General features: G+C 42.7%; 20 protein-coding genes and 1 tRNA gene. 15 read left to right on the forward strand and 6 right to left on the reverse strand.

Features of this window, described 5'->3' with window-relative positions; translation table 11 throughout:
• Both U0035_RS08680 and U0035_RS08685 read left to right on the forward strand, forming a co-directional pair.
• Positions 1 to 1,095: a serine hydrolase domain-containing protein gene (locus tag U0035_RS08680; protein ID WP_114789602.1), complete on the forward strand. Its 1,095-nt coding sequence runs from the start codon at positions 1 to 3 to the stop codon at positions 1,093 to 1,095.
• 10 nt (positions 1,096 to 1,105) lie between these two features.
• Complete coding sequence (locus U0035_RS08685; RefSeq protein WP_114789603.1) at positions 1,106 to 1,702, forward strand: outer membrane beta-barrel protein; 597 nt, start codon at positions 1,106 to 1,108, stop codon at positions 1,700 to 1,702.
• A gap of 76 nt (positions 1,703 to 1,778) precedes the next feature.
• Here the strand turns inward: U0035_RS08685 and smc are convergent, their stop codons facing one another.
• The 6 genes from smc to U0035_RS08705 form a co-directional block, all read right to left on the reverse strand.
• The gene (gene smc, locus U0035_RS08690) at positions 1,779 to 5,312 is read right to left on the reverse strand and encodes a chromosome segregation protein SMC (RefSeq protein ID WP_114789604.1); all 3,534 of its coding nucleotides are present in this window, start codon (positions 5,310 to 5,312) and stop codon (positions 1,779 to 1,781) included.
• 368 nt (positions 5,313 to 5,680) lie between these two features.
• Positions 5,681 to 5,953 (reverse strand): GNAT family N-acetyltransferase, encoded by a 273-nt coding sequence (locus U0035_RS22940; protein WP_211316357.1) that lies wholly within the window; start codon positions 5,951 to 5,953, stop codon positions 5,681 to 5,683.
• A gap of 19 nt (positions 5,954 to 5,972) precedes the next feature.
• Positions 5,973 to 6,227 (reverse strand): GNAT family N-acetyltransferase, encoded by a 255-nt coding sequence (locus U0035_RS22945; protein WP_394365417.1) that lies wholly within the window; start codon positions 6,225 to 6,227, stop codon positions 5,973 to 5,975.
• Between the two features lie 25 nt (positions 6,228 to 6,252).
• Positions 6,253 to 6,828 carry a hypothetical protein gene (locus U0035_RS08695; RefSeq protein WP_114789605.1) on the reverse strand — a complete coding sequence of 192 codons (576 nt, stop codon included), beginning with the start codon at positions 6,826 to 6,828 and terminating at the stop codon, positions 6,253 to 6,255.
• 718 nt (positions 6,829 to 7,546) lie between these two features.
• Positions 7,547 to 9,046, reverse strand: a complete 1,500-nt coding sequence (locus tag U0035_RS08700; RefSeq protein WP_211316347.1) for an APC family permease — start codon at positions 9,044 to 9,046, stop codon at positions 7,547 to 7,549.
• Between the two features lie 95 nt (positions 9,047 to 9,141).
• Positions 9,142 to 9,696: a DNA-3-methyladenine glycosylase I gene (locus tag U0035_RS08705; RefSeq protein WP_114789607.1), complete on the reverse strand. Its 555-nt coding sequence runs from the start codon at positions 9,694 to 9,696 to the stop codon at positions 9,142 to 9,144.
• 96 nt (positions 9,697 to 9,792) lie between these two features.
• Between U0035_RS08705 and U0035_RS08710 the strand changes: the two genes are divergently transcribed.
• From U0035_RS08710 to U0035_RS08765, 13 genes are all read left to right on the forward strand, one after another.
• Positions 9,793 to 9,867: transfer RNA gene (locus U0035_RS08710), tRNA-Val, on the forward strand.
• A gap of 165 nt (positions 9,868 to 10,032) precedes the next feature.
• On the forward strand, positions 10,033 to 10,605 hold the full coding sequence (locus U0035_RS08715; protein WP_114789608.1) for a Crp/Fnr family transcriptional regulator: 573 nt from the start codon (positions 10,033 to 10,035) through the stop codon (positions 10,603 to 10,605).
• A gap of 92 nt (positions 10,606 to 10,697) precedes the next feature.
• On the forward strand, positions 10,698 to 10,922 hold the full coding sequence (locus U0035_RS08720) for a hypothetical protein (RefSeq protein WP_211316348.1): 225 nt from the start codon (positions 10,698 to 10,700) through the stop codon (positions 10,920 to 10,922).
• A gap of 43 nt (positions 10,923 to 10,965) precedes the next feature.
• The gene (locus U0035_RS22950; protein ID WP_394365418.1) at positions 10,966 to 11,226 is read left to right on the forward strand and encodes a YceI family protein; all 261 of its coding nucleotides are present in this window, start codon (positions 10,966 to 10,968) and stop codon (positions 11,224 to 11,226) included.
• 104 nt (positions 11,227 to 11,330) lie between these two features.
• Positions 11,331 to 12,431 carry an NAD(P)H-dependent flavin oxidoreductase gene (locus tag U0035_RS08725; RefSeq protein WP_114789609.1) on the forward strand — a complete coding sequence of 367 codons (1,101 nt, stop codon included), beginning with the start codon at positions 11,331 to 11,333 and terminating at the stop codon, positions 12,429 to 12,431.
• A gap of 182 nt (positions 12,432 to 12,613) precedes the next feature.
• Positions 12,614 to 12,787, forward strand: a complete 174-nt coding sequence (locus tag U0035_RS08730) for a hypothetical protein (protein ID WP_162817766.1) — start codon at positions 12,614 to 12,616, stop codon at positions 12,785 to 12,787.
• A 294-nt stretch (positions 12,788 to 13,081) separates the two neighbouring features.
• A complete protein-coding gene (locus U0035_RS08735; RefSeq protein ID WP_245957617.1) occupies positions 13,082 to 14,842 on the forward strand; it encodes a sulfatase family protein in 1,761 nt (586 codons plus the stop codon).
• Positions 14,843 to 14,923: 81 nt separating this feature from the next.
• Positions 14,924 to 16,018: a glycoside hydrolase family 43 protein gene (locus U0035_RS08740; RefSeq protein WP_114789611.1), complete on the forward strand. Its 1,095-nt coding sequence runs from the start codon at positions 14,924 to 14,926 to the stop codon at positions 16,016 to 16,018.
• Positions 16,019 to 16,166: 148 nt separating this feature from the next.
• Positions 16,167 to 16,598, forward strand: a complete 432-nt coding sequence (locus tag U0035_RS08745; protein WP_114789612.1) for an RrF2 family transcriptional regulator — start codon at positions 16,167 to 16,169, stop codon at positions 16,596 to 16,598.
• A 48-nt stretch (positions 16,599 to 16,646) separates the two neighbouring features.
• The gene (locus U0035_RS08750; protein ID WP_114789613.1) at positions 16,647 to 17,042 is read left to right on the forward strand and encodes a group III truncated hemoglobin; all 396 of its coding nucleotides are present in this window, start codon (positions 16,647 to 16,649) and stop codon (positions 17,040 to 17,042) included.
• A 37-nt stretch (positions 17,043 to 17,079) separates the two neighbouring features.
• A complete protein-coding gene (gene ric / locus U0035_RS08755) occupies positions 17,080 to 17,796 on the forward strand; it encodes an iron-sulfur cluster repair di-iron protein (protein ID WP_114789614.1) in 717 nt (238 codons plus the stop codon).
• 34 nt (positions 17,797 to 17,830) lie between these two features.
• Positions 17,831 to 18,346, forward strand: a complete 516-nt coding sequence (gene azu, locus U0035_RS08760; protein WP_114789615.1) for an azurin — start codon at positions 17,831 to 17,833, stop codon at positions 18,344 to 18,346.
• 170 nt (positions 18,347 to 18,516) lie between these two features.
• Positions 18,517 to 19,107: a Crp/Fnr family transcriptional regulator gene (locus U0035_RS08765; RefSeq protein ID WP_114789616.1), complete on the forward strand. Its 591-nt coding sequence runs from the start codon at positions 18,517 to 18,519 to the stop codon at positions 19,105 to 19,107.
• Position 19,108: the final 1 nt, after the last annotated feature.

Below are 19,108 nucleotides of genomic sequence, written 5' to 3' on the forward strand. Positions count from 1 at the left end.
ATGAAAGATTTAACAACCATCCTGGCATTAGCCATATGCCTGGTTTATCAATCCTGCGAGAAACACGACCGGCCGGTCAAAAACCAAAATCAACTAAAGGAGGATGTTGCAGCGTTAATCAACACACGTACACAAAAATTATCCTTCAAAGCCCCTATTGCCTGGGCACTCCTGCAGAGCGGGACAGTTATAAGCAGCTACCAACAGGGATTTGAAATACCGGACGGTAATACAGCAGTATCAGACGAAAGCCTTTTCTTGCTGGCTTCTGCATCTAAAATGATCACGAGCGTAATGGTAATGAAAGCTGCTGAAGAAGGGAAGATACAGCTCAAGGCTAAAGCATCTGATTATGTGAGCGAGTTGCCCGCGGCCTGGGAAACTATTACGATCAGCCAACTCCTATCCCATACCGATGGTATGGCCGATGTAACAGATAATGAAAACTACAAGGCACTTTCTCCGGCTGTGACAGAAGGTTTAGACCGTTGGAAATACCTGACTTATGCCGCAGCGCCGCCGGTATACTTTAAAGCCGGAACACAAAGCCGTTATGGTCAAACCGGATTTGTACTGCTTTCGCTTATACTGGAAGAGGTTTATGAAATGCCTTATGAAACTTTGATAGCACAAAAGATCTTTATGCCATTGGGTATGCTTCGTACCCATTTCTTTACGGAGAGTGATGTCATAGGTAACTATAAACCGCAGGTATTTGAACCCGCAGGCAATAGCTTTACGAAAGTTACTCCCCCTTATGTATATGCCGACTTTGCAACCGCAGGTATTTGTACCAATATGAAGGACATGATCCGTTTCATTAGTGCGCTCCAAAAAAACGAATTACTGAACGCTCAAAGTTTCAAGCGGCTGTATACACCTATAGAGGGGAAATCCGGTTTTGCATTGGGTTGGCAGTTTCAACATAAAGATGGACAATTAATGACGGGTCACACCGGCGGCTGGTCGGTAGTAGTGATGCATTTCCCGGCTACCAATGCTACCAGTATTTTCTTGTCCTCAGTAGCAGACGAATCGATTTTAAATACCGGCTACCAGGTAGCAGAAAAGGCCCTCGCATTCACCCGGCAATAAAATTAAATAAATGAAACATCTACTTATACCAGCCATTTTCGGCTTATGCCCGCTTCTTTTACATGCGCAGGAAAAACCGGCCAATCGTTGGGCAGTGAAAGTTGATGCCCTGGCGCAGACAACAGGCGCCTACTCCGAATCTATTCGAATGCCGGGATTAAAGAGACAACTATCTGACGGCAAAGGTATTCAGCTAAGTATTGAATATTTATACATTGATCATAAAAACTGGCAGCTTTTTCAAAGCGCTGGCTTGATACAATACAGGCATCGCAAACAGGAACAGGGATTAGCGCTCCATACCTCAGTTGGCTACCGCAGAAAAATTCGTGCAGCTTATATTGAAGGGCTGATAGGGCCCGGCTATATGTCAACAAAATTTTCGGGTGGACAACAAGTTCAAACCCCGGCCGGTGAAATACATACAAAGCCCTTCAACCTTACCGGCTTTACACCAACACTGGCATTGGGAGCGGGGTATCGCATCGATAAAAAGTGGAGCGTATATGCCCGCTACCATCATCTGGGACAACTACAGGATGCTGCCTCTACGCAAGCTGTAAGGCTTCACCGGACCATAAATGCAGGCATCGGCTTCAATTTATGACAGGTATTGGTTTGAAAAGGAAAAGCCGCAAGTTGAATAACCTGCGGCTTTTATATTGCTACTTATTAAGACAATTTTACCCCGCAGCTGCCAAACTTCTAAAGTCTACGCTCACCAGCTTACTCACACCGGGCTCCTGCATAGTTACGCCATAGATCACGTCTACCGTGCTCATGGTTGTTTTATTGTGGGTAACAATAATAAATTGTGAGTTATCACTAAACTCGCGGATCATATTGGTAAACTTGCCCACGTTCGCGTCATCCAGTGGCGCATCTACCTCATCCAGTATACAAAATGGTGCAGGTTTAATAAGGTAGATAGCGAATAACAATGCGGTTGCAGTCAGGGTCCTTTCTCCCCCGCTCAGCTGCGTTAGAGAAGTGGGCCTTTTGCCCTTAGGCCTAGCCATTACATCAATACCCGTTTCCGCAAGGTTTTCAGGGTTTTCCAATACCAGGTCGCACTGGTCATCTTCGGTAAATAAAGACTTAAATACTTTCTGGAAATTTTCCCGTACCTGGTTGAAGGTATCGAGGAATTTCTGGTTAGCTGTAGATTCTACTTCTTCAATTGTTTTCAGCAAACTTTCCTTTGCATTTACGAGGTCATTCTTCTGTTCCACAATAAACTCGTAGCGCTTCTTCATCTCGGTGTAAGCTTCAATCGCCGTTGGGTTTACCTCGCCCAGGTTTTCGAGGCGTTTTTTCAAACGATCCGATTTTTCCTGCAGCTCTTCGGTACTGGTTTCTGTAGTACGCTCTTCGTCCAATATATCTTCTAACTGTATCTTAAACTCTACGTTCAGGCGCTCTTTAGTCCCCGCAAGCTGTAACTTCAATTCATTCAGCTTATCCTTTATAGCTGCCAGTAAATGATCTAACTGCTCTTTTTCTTTTGTTTTATGGCGCAGTTCGCTTTCTTTTTCACTCAACTGGTTACGCTGGTTGTAATAAGCCTGATCAGCCTCATCTAACACTTTCTTATCGGCTTCACGGCTATGCATCAACTGCAATAATTCTTCCTCAACCGCCACCAGGGCCGCTGCGTTCTGCTCAATGTCTTCACTCGTGCTCGATAACTGCTGCGTACTTTGCTCTACCTGCTTTTGTAGTGCATCCAACTGGTTATTTTTAAAGTTCAGCTCCTGCTTTAACGCATTGATCTTACTTTGCTGGCGTGTAACATTCAGGTTAAATTCGTTAAAGTAACCCTGCGATTCTTCATGGGCGCCCTGAGCTGCTTTAAAAGACTCTTCTGCCTCGGCCAGCTTGTTTGTGTTTAACTGAGACACTTCATTAAATTCCTGCAATTCCCGCCGAACACTTTCAACGGCAGATTGCGTTTGCTGCAATTGTTCGTTTAAGTCTTCCAGGCGGTTGCGGGCAGTACTTTGCTGGCCCTGCAGGTTCTCCAATTTATTCTGCAACGAAAATACCTGGTTCGATATTTCCTGTATCGCTCTTTCTGTTTCTTTGATCGCACTTTCGCGCAGGTCTTCATTAAAAGCAATCACCTCGTTGTGTCTTGTCTGAATTTGCGATCGAAGGTTTTGTACTATCTCATCCTGACCTGCAATATCCTTCTGCAGCTTCTCAAGATTCTTAGCACGGCCGATCTTTTTACCTTCAATCAACCCCACGCTTCCGCCCGTAAGCGTATGTTTCCCTTTTACGTAGCGGCCGGTCTTTTCAATTACTGTAAAACCATTGGCATTCTCCAAAGCCTCTTCGCCTTCTGCTATAAATACATTACCTAAAAGATGCTTCGCAAGATTGCTGTATTTCTCATCTACTTCTACCACACTTAATGCAGGTGTAGCATTTTCCAGGGTATGACCTGAATTTGCTGATAACGCTTCGCCTATCTTATCCAGCAGGAAAAAATTTGCCTTTCCTTTTTTATGATTGCCTAAAAGATGAACCGCTTCCAAACCCTGTTGCAGGTCATTGATTACATAATAGTTCAGGTAGGGTTCCAAAACATTCTCCAAGGCAGTACGATATTCTTCTTTAACGTAGATGATGTCTGATAATATCGGAGCCTGGTAATTCCAGTCCTTATTTTTATGAAGGAACTTGACGCTATCCGGATAACCTTCCATCGAATCGATCATCGACCTTAACAGGTCGTGTTCATTCTTTTTCGCATCCAGCTTGCGGCTTTCCTCCGCCATTTCGTTCCTTAGCGCATCTAATACGCCTTGCGTTTGAAGGATCTGCTCTTTGGTATGTTCGTTATGTGCTAATAATTGCTCCAAAGATTGCTTATGCTCGCTCAGCACCTGCTCCTTCTGCTGACGCTCTGCATCCAGGGTTTCAAAAGTTGCGGCCCTCTGTTCAGTTTCCTGTTCAATTTGCTGTATTGCTTTCTGCAGGTTCTGAATGGAGGTATCGGCTACAGCCACTTTCTTTTCCGCCTCAAACTGGCTCCGTTGCACCTGCTGGTTTTCCATACGGATCTCTTCCAATGCATTGCGTCTTGAATCAAGTATACCACGCTTTTCATCGGCCTCTATCTTCAGGTTTTCCAGCTGCTCACTCAAACCTTCGTAAGCGCTCTGTTCTTCATCGAGCTGTAATTGCGTAAAGCCAATGCTTTCTTCGATGCCTTTTAACTGGGCGCCCGATTTATCCAAAAACTCCTGTAAGCCTGCGCCTTTTTCTTTTAGATACTGAAGGCGCTGAACAGCCAGGTTTTTGTCGCCTTCTTTAGTACGAACTTTTTGCTGCAACTCATTAAAAGCATGCTGCATGCTTTGTAAAGCGCGCTCCCTTTCTATAAATACCAGCTTCTCTTCTTCCAATGCAGCCTCGCCGGTGGCTACCGCTGCCTCTAACTGGGCAATACGCTCAGACTCTGACTCCTGCTTTTCAGTAAGGTCTTTATAGGTAAGATTGAATCCTTCCAAAGCTGCTTTTGCCAACTCAATGCTAACCTCGCGGTAATCGCGCTTGATCTCATGATATTTCTCTGCTTTCTTCGCCTGGTTTTCCAGGGCTTTGAGCTGGTTATTGATCTCGAATAAAAGATCTTCAATCCTGTTCAAATCCAGCTCAGTAGCATCCAGCTTTGTCTTAGCTTCCTTTTTCCTGGTTTTATAAATGGAAATACCCGCGGCCTGCTCCAGCATCTTACGCCGGCTGTTTTCTTTATCACGAATCAGGTCATCCACCATGTCCAGGGCTATGATCGCGTAAGAGTCGGTGCTGATACCCGTATCCATAAAGAGATTCTGGATATCCCGTAGCCGGCATTGAACGTCATTCAACCGGTATTCGCTCTCGCCGCTTTTATAAAACTTGCGGGTGATACGAACAGTATTAAACTCCGTGGGTAACAGGTTTTTCGTATTCTCAAAAGTGAGACTCACTTCCGCCAAACCACTGGCAGAACGGGTTTTAGACCCGTTAAATACCAGGCTATCCAGGTTTTCGCTTCGTAAATTGCTGATACGCTGCTCACCGATCACCCAACGGATACTATCCACGATATTGGATTTACCACAACCATTCGGTCCCACGATCCCGGTGATATTATCATCAAAATTCACGATGGTTTTATCGGCAAAGCTTTTAAACCCTTTTATTTCTAAACTCTTTAATCTCACGCTAAAAAACTTTTATTGCAACGGCGAATATAGACCAGTAAACGCTAGTGAGGGCTTTGTTTTATGCACAGGTTTTAAAGAAGGCTTGTGGAAAATAGCCCGTTGAAGAACTTGCTTTTTTTTGTGACTACAGATCGTGACAGTTATAGCTTTTTGTGTGGAAATAGTCTATTATGGCTTTAATTTCACGGGTTTAAGTGCTATTTCATCGTTCTAAAACTCCATAATCTAAAATCATCACTTTCGCTTTTGGACTCAAATTACCACAGCAGAGCCTGAGTTATCCACACACTATTCACACAATCGAGCATTCAGAGTAGTCGCCATACTAACAACTGTTACTATTACATTGCAGAAAGTCTTTAATCCTATATAGATAGGATCGACGGATTCCCGATTTTATTCAGCACGCAAGTTTTCAATCGTTCATCATTGGATAATAAAGGATGTGAAAATTCGTATTCCTTTTTCATCCCAATCTTAGTCATGATATGCTGCGATTTCACATTGATTTTAGGAGCTATCGCATATACCTGTTCAAACGCCAAATCCTTAAACGCATATTCGAGGCATCGTCCCGCGCCCTCCGTTGCCAATCCCTTACCCCAATCACGGCTTTTTAATCGCCAATCGATGTCAATACATGGCGTAAAGTCAGCATCATAAGTTTATTCGGAGAGTCCTATAAATCAATAAATGCTCCGTTGAAAGTTGATCAACTGCGAAATAGCAAAACGCATTCTGTTCAAACTGGCTTTTCATCCGTTCAATGAATTGTGCCGTTTGCTCTTTCGTTGCCATGCATGGAAAGAACTCCATGACCTGCATATCAGCATTTATCTGAACCACAGGATTGATATCAGCCGATTCCCAATTTCGAAAACCAGGCCGGTCAGATGTAGACAGGTATTTTATAGTCTTGCGACATTAACATGCTCTTTTATTTTACTATTTGATCAGCCAGTAACCCCAGTACTACCCCGCATATAATCCCAAAGGCACCCAGTAATATCAAGGGAATCGCCAGGAAAATAAATAACGGCGACTGCGAAGTTCTAACTTCTATAAAGTATTTCGTTAAATCAATTTTCGGGAACAGTACAGCGTTCGCTAACAAGCTTTCCCATTTCGACAAACTCGTTCCATGCCCTAATTCCAACTTGTAATTGCCCGGCTCAGCACGAAAGGTAGCTATCTGGATACGCCCTGCTGAAAAGCTATTAACCTGTGGGCGCATTAAAGAAAAGTTGAGCATTAAAGTCTCATTGGTTAGTTCATTATAAACATAAGGCCTGAATTGATCAACAGGCGTCCGTTTCAGTAAAGTACCTTTTTGCCAGATCGAAAAATATCCTGCTTTAACAACTGTAAATTGTCCGGTCTTCTGCAGGTAGGGAATCTCTAAAAGAACCGTACCGCTTAGAGATTTCCCAACCAGTCGAATACCTTTTATCAAAAGAAAAATCCCTATTGGTATCAGGCAAAAAAATAAAACCCGCCAGTATATGATTTCCATTTCTTTCAATTTAATATGGCGAACAGCTTTTATTTGCCATTACTAATTTATCTTTTTGAATAGGCGAATAGTCGGCTTTTGTTTCTCCATTTACTATGATCTTATCAAAGTAACATTTAATACCTGTTGCTGTATTCATATCTTCTGCATTTTGAATATGGAAATGCAGATGTGGTTCAGATGAATTGCCGAATTGCCTGGCACATAAACCGGGTTTATCGTTTCGGATACATTGTCTTTACGCCATCAACCACCAGCACCACTTCCCCGTTGCAGGGCGCCAGGATCTCCTGGCCAAAAGTGTAACAGTCTTTATTAGTAGTACCATCTGTTTTGAAAGATCTCCTTATGCATCGTAATTACCAAATCAAAAGCATTCCTCCGCTCCGTGCAGGCTGGTTAAGAACTCCCTGGTTTTATCAATGGGTAAGCCGCTTTTGCATCTCTGGTGAAACTTCATCATAGCGGCCTATCGATATTTACTTAAACTATATTTTCAATTAAAGGCTGCAGCATTTCCGGATAATAGTTTCACCCAACTTCTTATCAAGTTCTGCAATACGTTTAACTACTTCAAAACAGTGAGAAATGCTGCTTTAATCCTATACTCAATCGACACAACTGACATATTAGATCTAACAGAGAATGCTAACAGTTATTGGGCTAATCAATACCATTAATTTGTTTCAAAATTTCCAGTATTTAAGTAACCGTGCATCTATTCTACTGCCTTATTCCTGCTCATAAACACATAATAAATTGGGATACCAATCGCCACGATCACCAAACCAAACAATGAGGTGGTAGGTTTGTAGAACAATAATCCCAATGCCATAGTGCCTGCCATTAGAATATAAACAATGGGTATAAAAGGATAGCCAAAAGCTTTATAAGGCCGTTCCGCATCCGGCCTGGTTTTACGCAGGCGGAATACTGCTAAAATAGTGAGTATGTAAAAGATCAGGGTAATGAACACTACGTAATCGAGCAGCAGCCCGTACTTGCCACTTAAACACAGCAAACTGGCCCAGATGCACTGTGCCCACAATCCCCAGGCGGGAACAGCATTCTTATTTAAGCCAGCTGCCTGCGGCAGGAATAATTTATCCTGGGCCATGGTGTAAAATACCCTTGCACCGGTGAGCACCAGGCCATTATTGCAGCCAAAGGTCGAGATCATGATCATGATAGCAATAATGGCAGTACCATAAGTACCAAATATATTGGTGGACGCTGCTGTAGCAACACGGTCCTGCACAGCAAAAGCAATGTTTGGATCTGACACCTCCGTTGCATAAGCCGCTGCTCCTGCTGATGCTGCCGGCGTGAGGGGCAGCACTGCGGTGTACATCACATTGGTCAATACATAGATAATAATTACGATTAGCGTACCAAGGAACAGGCTTAACCCTACATTTTTCTTGGGATTCTTAATCTCCCCTGCGATAAAAGTTACATTCTCCCAGGCGACACTGCTAAAAACGGACCCTACCATAGCCGAGCTGATCAGACCTATGGCAAGAAATATGGAAGAGGGCTCCTTAAATAATGACCATCCAATTTGATTGCCTGTTTCATCTTTTACCGCTTCTGTAAACTTAAAATCAAAGGCATTACTCCAGTTATTATTCCAGATATCGGCCTTGGCTGCCAGTAAAAAACCAAATAACATTAAGCCAAAAAGGGAAAACAATTTTACTACTGTAAATACAGACTGTATGACCTTGCCTTCCTTCACGCCCCTCGTATTCACATAAGTGAGAAAGATAATCAATGCAATAGAAACCAGCTGTGCGGGGTACAACTTAAACCAACCTGCCTGGAAAATAATATTTTCATCAGCCAGGGTTAAAGCCGGTATAAAGTAACCTGCAAACTTGCTGAAAGCCACCCCTACGGCGGCAATAGTTCCGGTTTGTATTACTGAGAAAAAACTCCAGCCATATAAAAAACCTGTAAAAGGATTATAAGCCTCTTTTAAGTAAACATATTGCCCTCCCGCTTTAGGAAACATAGATGATAACTCTCCATAAGTTACGGCAGCAAAGACAGTCATCAGACCTGTAATGATCCATAAAGCAATGAGCCAGCCTGAGCTTCCCACGCTTCGGGTCATGTCTGCACTAACTATAAAAATACCGGAACCAATCATAGATCCGGCAACGATCATGGTACCATCAAAAAGGCTTAAGGACTGTTTAAACTTTTCAGCAGACATTGTATTGATTTAGTGAAGGACTACAAGATAGTGTAAAATGTAAAATATTAAATGATAAAAATGCAGACCGGACGATTCCTTCTTACCCAAACACACTAACCCTTAATTTTCATCCACATCGGCTTTAACCTGGCTATCTTTTTATAGGTAGGACAGGTTTCGCTATGACAACCCGGCAAATAGCCCGTGCTCATTAAAAACTCGTTTACAATTTCGCCGCCGGTAAATTTAAAAGTTCTTTTAAACAATTTCATCCATTCTTCTTTGGTTTTAGGATGGTGCTGGTCGAGCCAGTTTTTAAAAGAGCCGAATTCCTTCTGCAGTCCTTTGATTGTTTTGGCGTTTTCTATTGCTGCATTTATTTTCAACCGGTTCCGGATAATACCCGCATCCAGCATCAATGCGTCAAACTTCTTTTGCTTGTACCGGCTTACTTTTTCAATATCGAACTGGTCGAAGGCCTCGTAAAAATTGTCTTTCTTTTTCAGGATAGTTTCCCAGCTCAAACCGGCCTGGTTGATCTCCAGCACCAGTCGGGCAAAAAGTTCGTTATCCGAATGCATAGGAAATCCATATTCATGGTCATGATAATGCTCATGCACCGTTCCCTTACCCTTTCCTTTCACAAACTCGCAGTAATAATTTGACATGACTGCAATTTGCAAAAAAAATCTGTATTTTTTTTTGCTGGTAACAAATCGGCTCTTATATTTGCACTCCCAATTACGAACAAAGGGAAAACAAAAGGGAGTTTAGCTCAGTTGGTTCAGAGCATCTGCCTTACAAGCAGAGGGTCGGCGGTTCGAGCCCGTCAACTCCCACAAAACAAAAAAAGCAGTTACAATAATTTGTAGCTGCTTTTTTTGTTTGAGTTATTTTTATGTGGGCAATACCAAAGTTGGGGATCAAGGATCAATTCAAAAAGTTGTGGATCTAGGAGCCGTTTTTTTAATGAACTCAACCGGTTAAAAATAGCTTAACAATAAATGAGTACGCTCTTAAGACATCAGTTAGAAAAAATTACGCCGCTTTCAAATGAAGAATTTGAATATATTTTATCCCATTTCACTGAAAGAAAATTCAGGAAGCATCAGTTTTTAGTGCAAAACGGGCAACCGGTTAAGTTTGACTATTTCATTTTAAACGGCTGTATAAAATCTTATCACACCGATAACGAAGGTAAAATTCATATTATACAGTTTGGCATGCAGGACTGGTGGATCACAGACTACCAGGCTTATTATAATCAAATGACCGCCACGATGGATATTGATTGCATAGAAGACACTGAAGTACTCTGCCTGTCTTACGAAAACAGAGAAAAATTATGTTCTGAAATGCATAAGATCGAACATTTTTTCAGAAAGAAAACCAACACACGAAATGTTGCGTTGCAACAACGCATTCTTTCGCTGATCAGCAATAATGCAAAAGAACGATATAACAACCTGCTGGAACAATATCCCCAGCTTTTTCAAAAAGTTCCCAAACATTTAATAGCTTCTTATTTAGGAGTAACAAGAGAAACCCTTAGCCGCCTCAACGCTACTTCCAAATAATGTGATATACCTCACATTAAAATTGTGAGCCATGTCCTTTCCCGTCACCCCGGGGCTCCGGAATTTTGTACCATCATTTAAAATAAAAAATAATGGCAAAATTTCAAATTCAAAACGCGGCCAGCACCGTTAACTGGACAGGAAAAAAAATACTCGGATTACATACGGGAAAGATAAATGTAGAAAGCGGCTTCCTTGAGCTTACCAACGGCTTGATCACTGGCGGCGAAATCAAAATAGATATGACTTCTATTGTAATTACCGACATCGAAGACATGAAAACCAACAGCGATTTTTTTAGCGCACCTGCAAAATGATGATTTCTTTTCTGTAGACAAATTCAAAACTGCAAAACTGGGAATTACAGGCTCTCAAGAGACAGGAAACAACCAATTAAAAGTAAGTGGCGACCTTACCATAAAAGACATTACACATCCAATCAGTTTCGACGCAAAAGTTGAAATATTTACCGACCATTTATATTCACTGGGTGAAATAGTTATTGACAGAACAATTTACAATATCCGTTATGGCTCGGGAAAATTTATCGACAATCTTAGCGATAAACTGATTTATGACAATTTCGATCTACAATTTAAGCTGGTAGCACAAAAGGTTTAAAAGATAAAGAGAGGAACTGTTCTTAAACCCTCGCGTTAACCGGCGCATTAGGCAGCTCATTTCGAAGTACTGCTGCTGATTCACACGTAAAAAACAAAAAGAAAATGTGGAATGAAACAAAACTCACAAAACTACTGGGAATAGACTTCCCGATAGTTCAGGGCCCTTTCGGTGGCGGCTTGTCATCGGTAAAGCTTACAAGTACGGTTTCAAATGCCGGAGCACTGGGCTCCTTCGGCGGACAACCTTTTTCCGCAGAGGAAATTATCCAAACTGGTCGTGAAATACGAAAACATACTAACAAACCATTCAATATTAATTTATGGGTGAACGACCGTGACGGCCGTTTAGATAGCTTCGACAATGATAATTACAAAAAACTTACGGCAGTATTTAAACCCTATTTTGATGAACTTGGTTTATCAATTCCAGATATGCCAACAGACCTCGGGCCAAAATTTGAAGACCAGGTAGAAGCTATATTTGAAGTAAAACCAGCTGTATTCAGTTTTGTTTACGGTATTCCTTCTCAAAGCATTTTAGAAAAATGCAGACAACTTGGGATAAAAACGATTGGCGCTGCAACAACCGTTGACGAAGCTATAGCTTTGCAAAACGCAGGTGCGGACGCTATTGTAGCCACCGGATTTGAAGCAGGGGGGCACCGGGTTTCATTTTTACAGTCAGCAGAAGATTCGCTGACCGGCACATTTGCGTTAATACCACAAGTAGCAGATGCGGTAAAAATTCCAACAATAGCAGCAGGAGGGATAGCAGATGCAAGAGGGCTATATGCCGCATTAACATTGGGGGCTGATGCTGCACAAATAGGAACAGCCTTTTTAGCAACTGCACAGTCCAATGCAACACAAGAGCACAAAGAGCGATTGTTTTCTTCTGACGCCAGGTACACTACGCTAACGAAGATATTTACCGGCCGGCTTTCAAGAGGATTGCGTAACAGACTCACAGATGAATTAAAATCTTATGAACATATACTCGCCCCTTACCCCCTGCAAGGTAAATTTATGGGTTTCATGAAAGCCTACCCGGCAACTGCTGATTCAAACCCGGACATTAAATCTTACTGGGCAGGACAAGCAGCTCCTCTGTTAAAACATAAGGATGCAAGAGTCCTGGTTGAGAGTTTAGTGAACGAAATGAATAAAAAACTTCGTAGAAATAACCAGACATTCCGGAGATGAGGACCGTAGTTGGCTCACCTTTACTTTTCTATCTTACTGGCATTAAGCATTATCACGCCCCCCGAAAACGTCCATTTGTCACGTTAACGTAACAAATACACCAGTTTTGCCAATCTTAAGAATTCTTTCACAAGAAACTGGCATAAAAATGGTATATTACGGTGTTGATAAAAATTAATGATATGGAAAAATTGAAAGTAGGTGACAGAGTGAGAATTGCAGGTCCATTACGCTCTGAAAATGTGTACGAAGTTTTAAAAATAAGCTCTTTATATGTGAGTTTAGGAACGGATGGCTTTGCCACCCGCGTGATTAACAAAAGTTGCGTTGAAGCAATAGCTGAGGCTCAATCATAGAATCAGATACTTCTATCATATAAGCTCCACGTATAAGTGGGGCTTTTTTATTGCCCGACCTGATACAAAAAGATAAAAAGATGACCAGTAAATCCGGCTTTTTATACATTCTTTTGAGTTTTGCCGGTAACCGGAAGAAGCAATAAGCTATTATACCATTGATGTATTGCTTTTCATATTAGCTATAACAATATGACGACAGTCAAACATAAAATTCGATTGCTCATTGCAGTAACAACCCTGCTTGTCTGCAGCCTTTTCGCACCGCCGCTACACGCACAAAAAAAAGTTAATATGATCATCTTCCTCGCCGATGACCTGAACCAGCAGGATATCGGAGCTTACGGCAACCGCGAGGTAAAGACACCCTATATGGATCAGTTAGCAAGGGAAGGCATGCGATTTACCAATGCCTACGCGGCCTCCTCTATGTGCACGCCGTCGCGCAGTGCTATGTTCACAGGCCTTTACCCTTTCAGGAACGGCGCGCAAATGAATCATTTCACGGTTCGCGCCGGTATTAAAAGTCTTCCGCATTATTTGCAACAACAGGGATACAGAGTCATTATCTCAGGTAAAATCCATATGGCGCCGCTGAACAATTTTCCTTTTGAGCATATAGGGAAGGAGTTCGGGCAGTATAGTCCGGTTGAAAACCGCCTGGACCGGAAAAAGGAAACGGTGCAAGCCATAGAGCAGCATTTCAATCGAGATCCCGAACAACCCATTTGCCTGGTAGTAGCCCCATGGGTACCGCATGTACCGTGGTTTCCTAACCGCGACTTTAATCCATCTCAACTGAAATTACCGGGATACCTGGCAGATACCAAAGAAACTCGACAGGCACTGGCTGCCTATTATCAAAGTATTGGGGAAGCCGATAAAATGTTGGGAGAAGTAATGCAGGCATTAGATAGATCCGGCCAATCACAAAATACCATGTTTATGTTCCTGGCTGACCAGGGCGCCCAGTTTCCGGGGGCTAAATGGACAGTTTATGACCAGGGTATCAGGGTTCCCTTATTAGTACGCTGGCCCGGCCACATCAAAAAGTGTACAACTTCAGACGCGCTGATCTCACTGGTTGATCTTACACCTACGTTGATTGATATTGCAGGTGGCAGGGAGCGCAAAGAACTGGATGGACGATCTTTTAAGCAGGTGCTTACCGGTAAAACAACAAAACACAATCCCTATATTTTTGCCGAGACCTCTATGGAACCTCATTTCTGGTATAACTACACACCTGCAAGATCAGTTGTTACAGCTGATGGGTTTCATTATATACGAAATTACCATCCCGGCCTGCGCTTTATCACACATATTGATCAGGTAGAAAGAAATGAATTCTATTTTGATTCCTGGATGGCAAAAGCCAGAACCGATGCTAAAGCCAAGTTTCTGTTAGATCGCTACAGCTATCGTCCTCCCGAGGAGCTCTTCAACTTAAACAATGACCGCCTGTCGTTCAACAACCTGGCTGCTAACGCGGCGTTTGATCAAAAGCTAAAGGAGCTGTCGGCCACGCTTGACCAGGAATTAAAAAGACAGGGTGAGACGGAAGCCATGATCAGGGAAGGTACTTTACCGCAATTCTTTGACAACAGCTATACGGTGGTCCAAAAAGGAAGCGCGATGGATCTATCCTTCAACCGTCAACGCTGGAACCCGGATCTGCTGCACATTACAGGCTACCTGGAAGACATCCATAAAGGTGGCATTGTTTGCAGCTATTTTAATAATTTCAGACTGTTTGCCTATAACAGCAAAATAGGCATTCAATTAAGCGATAGCAGCATCAAAGAAAGTGCTTTACTTAAGGATACAGCTGGACATTTATGGCTGCAGTTATCTGATGACGGAAACCTATCGATACAATTTAATAACCACCCTGTTCTTACTGCATCGCTTGGTAAAGACCTGACCAAAATAGGTAATGGCTTCGTTACCTGCGGTATTTTACAGGGGCAGGAGTTAAGTGGCAGGCTGCAAAGCTACCAGGGACGGATCAGCGATCTCAGGTTCAGCATGAATGAATTAGCCGGAGCTCCATAATCTATTAACAGAACTTCTTATTTTTAAACAATTCTTAAAACATCAGAAGAAAGAATTATTATCATAAAAATTGACATGATCATGAAACGATTTTCACTGCTTGGCATTGCATTACTTTTAATAACGGCACTAAACGCTCAAACCGGCAAAACCTACAGCAATCCTTTGGATGTACAATTTGGAGACCCCTATATACTGCGCACTGCGGGTGGTCAATATTTTATGTATGGCACCGGAGCTGGAGCGAAAGATGGTTTCGCGGCCTACTCGTCGGACAATCTTGTAGACTGGAAACGTGAAGGGCAGGTTTATTTTGGCAATAATAAAAACGGCTGGGGAGCACACTCTTATTGGGCCCCCGAAGTGTACGAACGAAACGGAAAGTATTACATGTTTTATAGCGCCCACTGGAAAGTAAATCCTGATAACGAGGAAGAGAACTTTAAAATTGGTGTGGCGGTAGCCGATCAGCCAACAGGCCCGTTTATTGACATACAGGATAAACCTATTTTTGATCCCGGCTATCCTATCATTGATGCCAATGTATTATTTGCAGCAAACGGCAAAACCTATCTCTATTATTCAAGATGTTGTTATAAACATCCGGTGGAAAGTGATGTAGCGAAATGGGCGCGTAAAAAAGGATGGTATCAGGAGATTGAAGAAAGCTGGGTATACGGAGTGGAATTGAAAACCGATTTTAGCGGTGTAATTGGCGAACCGGTTTTGTTATTGCGCCCGCCTGTTAAAATGAATGACCCGCAGGCCGGATGGGAAAGCCTTTCTGTAACCTCGAAAGAAGTAAATCGCCGCTGGACAGAAGGCTCTTTTATTTTTAAAGAAGGAGATACCTATTACATGATGTATTCGGCTAATTATTTTGGCGGGAAAAACTATGCAGTAGGCTATGCCACTTCTAAAAGTCCGCTGGGCCCTTTCAAAAAAGCGGCTAACAATCCGGTGTTACAAAAGAATACTGCTAAAGGAGGCATTGTAACCGGTACAGGCCACAACAGCATTACCTGGTCGCCCGATGGGAAGACCATGTTATGCGTATACCACGGCCGTACCAGCAAAACCGGCGATGAAAGGGTTGTCTTTATTGATAAAATGAAAGTTTCGAAAGGCATTCTTACTGTAGAGGGTCCCACTACTCAAAAACAACCGGCCCCTTAGCCGGGAACATTTTCTTATAGTTAGCAGCCTGAATATCGCAAGTATTCAGGCTATTTTATCTCCGCCTGTACAGCACCAGAATAATAAAAGAGTTTTTTATCTTTTATTATTTTTTCTTCGTACCTTCGTAGTATAAAAGTTCGTCCATATGTTTTCGAAAACCTGCGAATATGCTATACGCGCTATGATCTTTATCGCTCAAAAATCAAGGGATGGTGAGCGCGTAGGTATTAAAGATATTGCAAGGGGAATAGAGGCGCCTGAATACTTTATCGCCAAGATCCTGCAGGAGCTTAGCCGGAAGAACCTGGTGCTGTCTGTAAAAGGCCCTAACGGTGGTTTTTACCACGATGCGGAATCGGCACAATCCTCACTGGCTGATATTGTAAGAACTATTGACGGCGATAAACTATTTCATGGTTGTGGCCTGGGATTAAAGGAATGTTCGGAATCGCACCCCTGTCCTATCCACCACGAGTTTAAGAAGGTAAGAGCGGGTATTCAGTGTATGTTAGAGAAAGCACGCATCGGTACATTTACCAGGGAACTTGAGAGCCAGCTCACTTTTTTAAAACGATAGTTTTTTTTAGAAAAATAAAAGACAAAAAGGTATTTTATTATCAATAATATGAACGCTAAAAACGATATACAAAACCTGGAAGATATACAGTTGTTGGTTGACAGCTTTTACGCTACGGTAAGGAGCAATGACCTCTTAGGTCCGATCTTCAATGAACGCATCGGTGACCGTTGGGCCGAGCACCTGCAGAAAATGTACCGCTTCTGGCAAACTATATTACTGGAGGACCACACTTATTTCGGAAGCCCGTTCCCTCCTCACGCACAACTGCCGGTAGACCAGATACATTTTGATACCTGGCTACAGCTGTGGCATGGCACTATTGACCAATACTTTCAGGGCAAGAAAGCTGATGAAGCTAAATGGCGCGGCGATAAAATGGCAGCGATGTTCTTATATAAAATAACTTATTACCGGGACAACAATGCTACGCCGCTGGTATAATATACAAATCATTTTTTAACACATCAATAAAAAAATCATGAATATCAATCAACAAACCATAGTGGGAGAGTTGGTAGCAGAAGACTACCGGACTGCATCCGTATTTAAAAGTCATGGTATAGACTTCTGCTGTAATGGTAACCGGTCTATACAGGATGCCTGCGAAAAAAAGCATTTGGACCCCGAAGCAGTTATTAAAGAGTTACAACAGGTAGCTGCTGCGCAGGGCGACAAAAATGTCGACTATCAGTCCTGGCCCCCCGATCTGCTGGCAGACTATATAGAAAAAAAGCATCACCGGTATGTAGCTAAAAGAATCGGGGATATCACACCCTTTTTGAACAAGGTAGCCAAGGTTCACGGCGATCATCATCCCGAACTATTGCAGGTGGAATATTTGTTTGCAGCTTCTGCCTCAGAATTGACCGAACATATGAAAAAGGAAGAAATGATCTTATTTCCCTACGTAAGAACGGTACTTTCAGGCGATCCGGGCAGCGCTCCTTTTGGAACCATTCAAAACCCCATCGGCGTAATGATGAACGAGCATGATAACGAAGGGGAACGGTTCAGAAAAATCGCAGCCTTAACTAATAATTACACACCCCCGGCAGATGCCTGCAATACGTATCGTGTAACGCTCGCCATGCTGAAAGAATTTGAGGAGGATCTTCACCTGCATATCCACCTGGAGAACAATATCCTTTTCCCAAAAGCAATTGAACTGGAAGCCGCTTACGCTCATCACGCATAAATTATCATCACATCGATTTAAATTCATTTATAAAATGAAAAAAATATTTCTTTTTGCAATTTCCGGACACCTGCTAACGGCTTGCAACAATGCCGACACATCTTCAACCGCCACAACCGGCACAACGGTTCCTGAAGTAACGGAAACACGGGCAAGCCAACCAGAAGACCCTGCTGTTGCTGTCATCACTTTGAACGCCGGAGACGACATGAAGTTTGATCTTGCCGAAATAAAAGTAAACGAAGGACAAACAGTAAAATTAACGCTGAACCATACCGGCAAAATGGCCAAAACGGCGATGGGTCATAATTTTATACTGCTGGCTCAAGGTGCTGACCTGGCCGCTTTTGCAACGGCTGCCATTAATTCAAAAGAAACCGATTATTTACCTGCGGGGAAAGAGAATGACATCATTGCTCATACCCGCGTAGTGGGTGGCGGCGAATCGGATTCGATAGAATTTACGGCCCCCGCCAAAGGCCACTACGAATTTCTATGCTCGTTTCCAGGGCACTCTGCTATGATGAAAGGAATCTTTACTGTTGAATAATTGCAGATGCAGGCTATTTTCAGCAATGCTGCGCCACCTGAAAATGCCTGCATTATTTAAACTTCCTGTACATCATTCTGCAGTAACAATATCTTTTACCTGCGAACACGCAAGATTTTACGAAAAGTGCCCCCTTGATAAAGTATCATGCAACACTTTATACCATTCATATGCACATAGACTATGATATACTGATCACCTACGGTGGTGTAGCCAGGAAGTTTGAGAAAGGCAGCTATCTTTTTCATGAAGATGCAATGCCCTATTATTTCTATCAGGTAGTATCCGGCTCTATAAAACTGTTTTCCACCAACAGCGAGGGCAAAGATCTGACCCAGGGTATTTTTACAGATGGCCATAGTTTTGGAGAACCTCCTTTACTGCTTGGAAAAGCATATCCCAGTACCGCCCAGGCATGTACAGACAGCGTTGTAATAAAGCTCAGAAAGGAGCACTTTCTAAGCATATTACATGATTACCCTGACTTAAACCAAAAGCTCATATACACTTTTGCGGGGCGCATTTACAAAAAAGCTACTGCAGTCCAGACCTGGGTTCAGCAAACGCCGGAGGAAAAAATCTCCCATTTTTTAAAAACCAATAAATGCGTTGATGCTTACGGGACCATGCAGCAGGTACCATATACCCGGCAGCAAATAGCCGATTTTACGGGGTTACGGGTAGAAACCGTAATACGGACGCTTATGAAAATGAAGACCAAACGCATGGTCAAAATCGTAGATCACAAACTGTACTATTAAC

Source organism: Niabella yanshanensis (assembly GCF_034424215.1).
In the GTDB taxonomy this organism is placed as follows: Bacteria; Bacteroidota; Bacteroidia; order Chitinophagales; family Chitinophagaceae; genus Niabella; species Niabella yanshanensis.

Coding starts and splice junctions, on each gene's coding strand:
- U0035_RS08695 (WP_114789605.1), bottom strand. CDS start 6,828: ATGGAAATCATATACTGGCGGGTTTTATTTTTTTGCCTGATACCAATA.
- azu (WP_114789615.1), top strand. CDS start 17,831: ATGAAAAAAATATTTCTTTTTGCAATTTCCGGACACCTGCTAACGGCT.
- U0035_RS08730 (WP_162817766.1), top strand. CDS start 12,614: ATGGAAAAATTGAAAGTAGGTGACAGAGTGAGAATTGCAGGTCCATTA.
- U0035_RS08680 (WP_114789602.1), top strand. CDS start 1: ATGAAAGATTTAACAACCATCCTGGCATTAGCCATATGCCTGGTTTAT.
- ric (WP_114789614.1), top strand. CDS start 17,080: ATGAATATCAATCAACAAACCATAGTGGGAGAGTTGGTAGCAGAAGAC.
- U0035_RS08735 (WP_245957617.1), top strand. CDS start 13,082: ATGATCATCTTCCTCGCCGATGACCTGAACCAGCAGGATATCGGAGCT.
- U0035_RS08700 (WP_211316347.1), bottom strand. CDS start 9,046: ATGTCTGCTGAAAAGTTTAAACAGTCCTTAAGCCTTTTTGATGGTACC.
- U0035_RS08685 (WP_114789603.1), top strand. CDS start 1,106: ATGAAACATCTACTTATACCAGCCATTTTCGGCTTATGCCCGCTTCTT.
- U0035_RS08715 (WP_114789608.1), top strand. CDS start 10,033: ATGAGTACGCTCTTAAGACATCAGTTAGAAAAAATTACGCCGCTTTCA.
- U0035_RS08720 (WP_211316348.1), top strand. CDS start 10,698: ATGGCAAAATTTCAAATTCAAAACGCGGCCAGCACCGTTAACTGGACA.
- U0035_RS08725 (WP_114789609.1), top strand. CDS start 11,331: ATGTGGAATGAAACAAAACTCACAAAACTACTGGGAATAGACTTCCCG.
- U0035_RS08765 (WP_114789616.1), top strand. CDS start 18,517: ATGCACATAGACTATGATATACTGATCACCTACGGTGGTGTAGCCAGG.
- U0035_RS08705 (WP_114789607.1), bottom strand. CDS start 9,696: ATGTCAAATTATTACTGCGAGTTTGTGAAAGGAAAGGGTAAGGGAACG.
- U0035_RS08740 (WP_114789611.1), top strand. CDS start 14,924: ATGAAACGATTTTCACTGCTTGGCATTGCATTACTTTTAATAACGGCA.
- U0035_RS08745 (WP_114789612.1), top strand. CDS start 16,167: ATGTTTTCGAAAACCTGCGAATATGCTATACGCGCTATGATCTTTATC.
- U0035_RS08750 (WP_114789613.1), top strand. CDS start 16,647: ATGAACGCTAAAAACGATATACAAAACCTGGAAGATATACAGTTGTTG.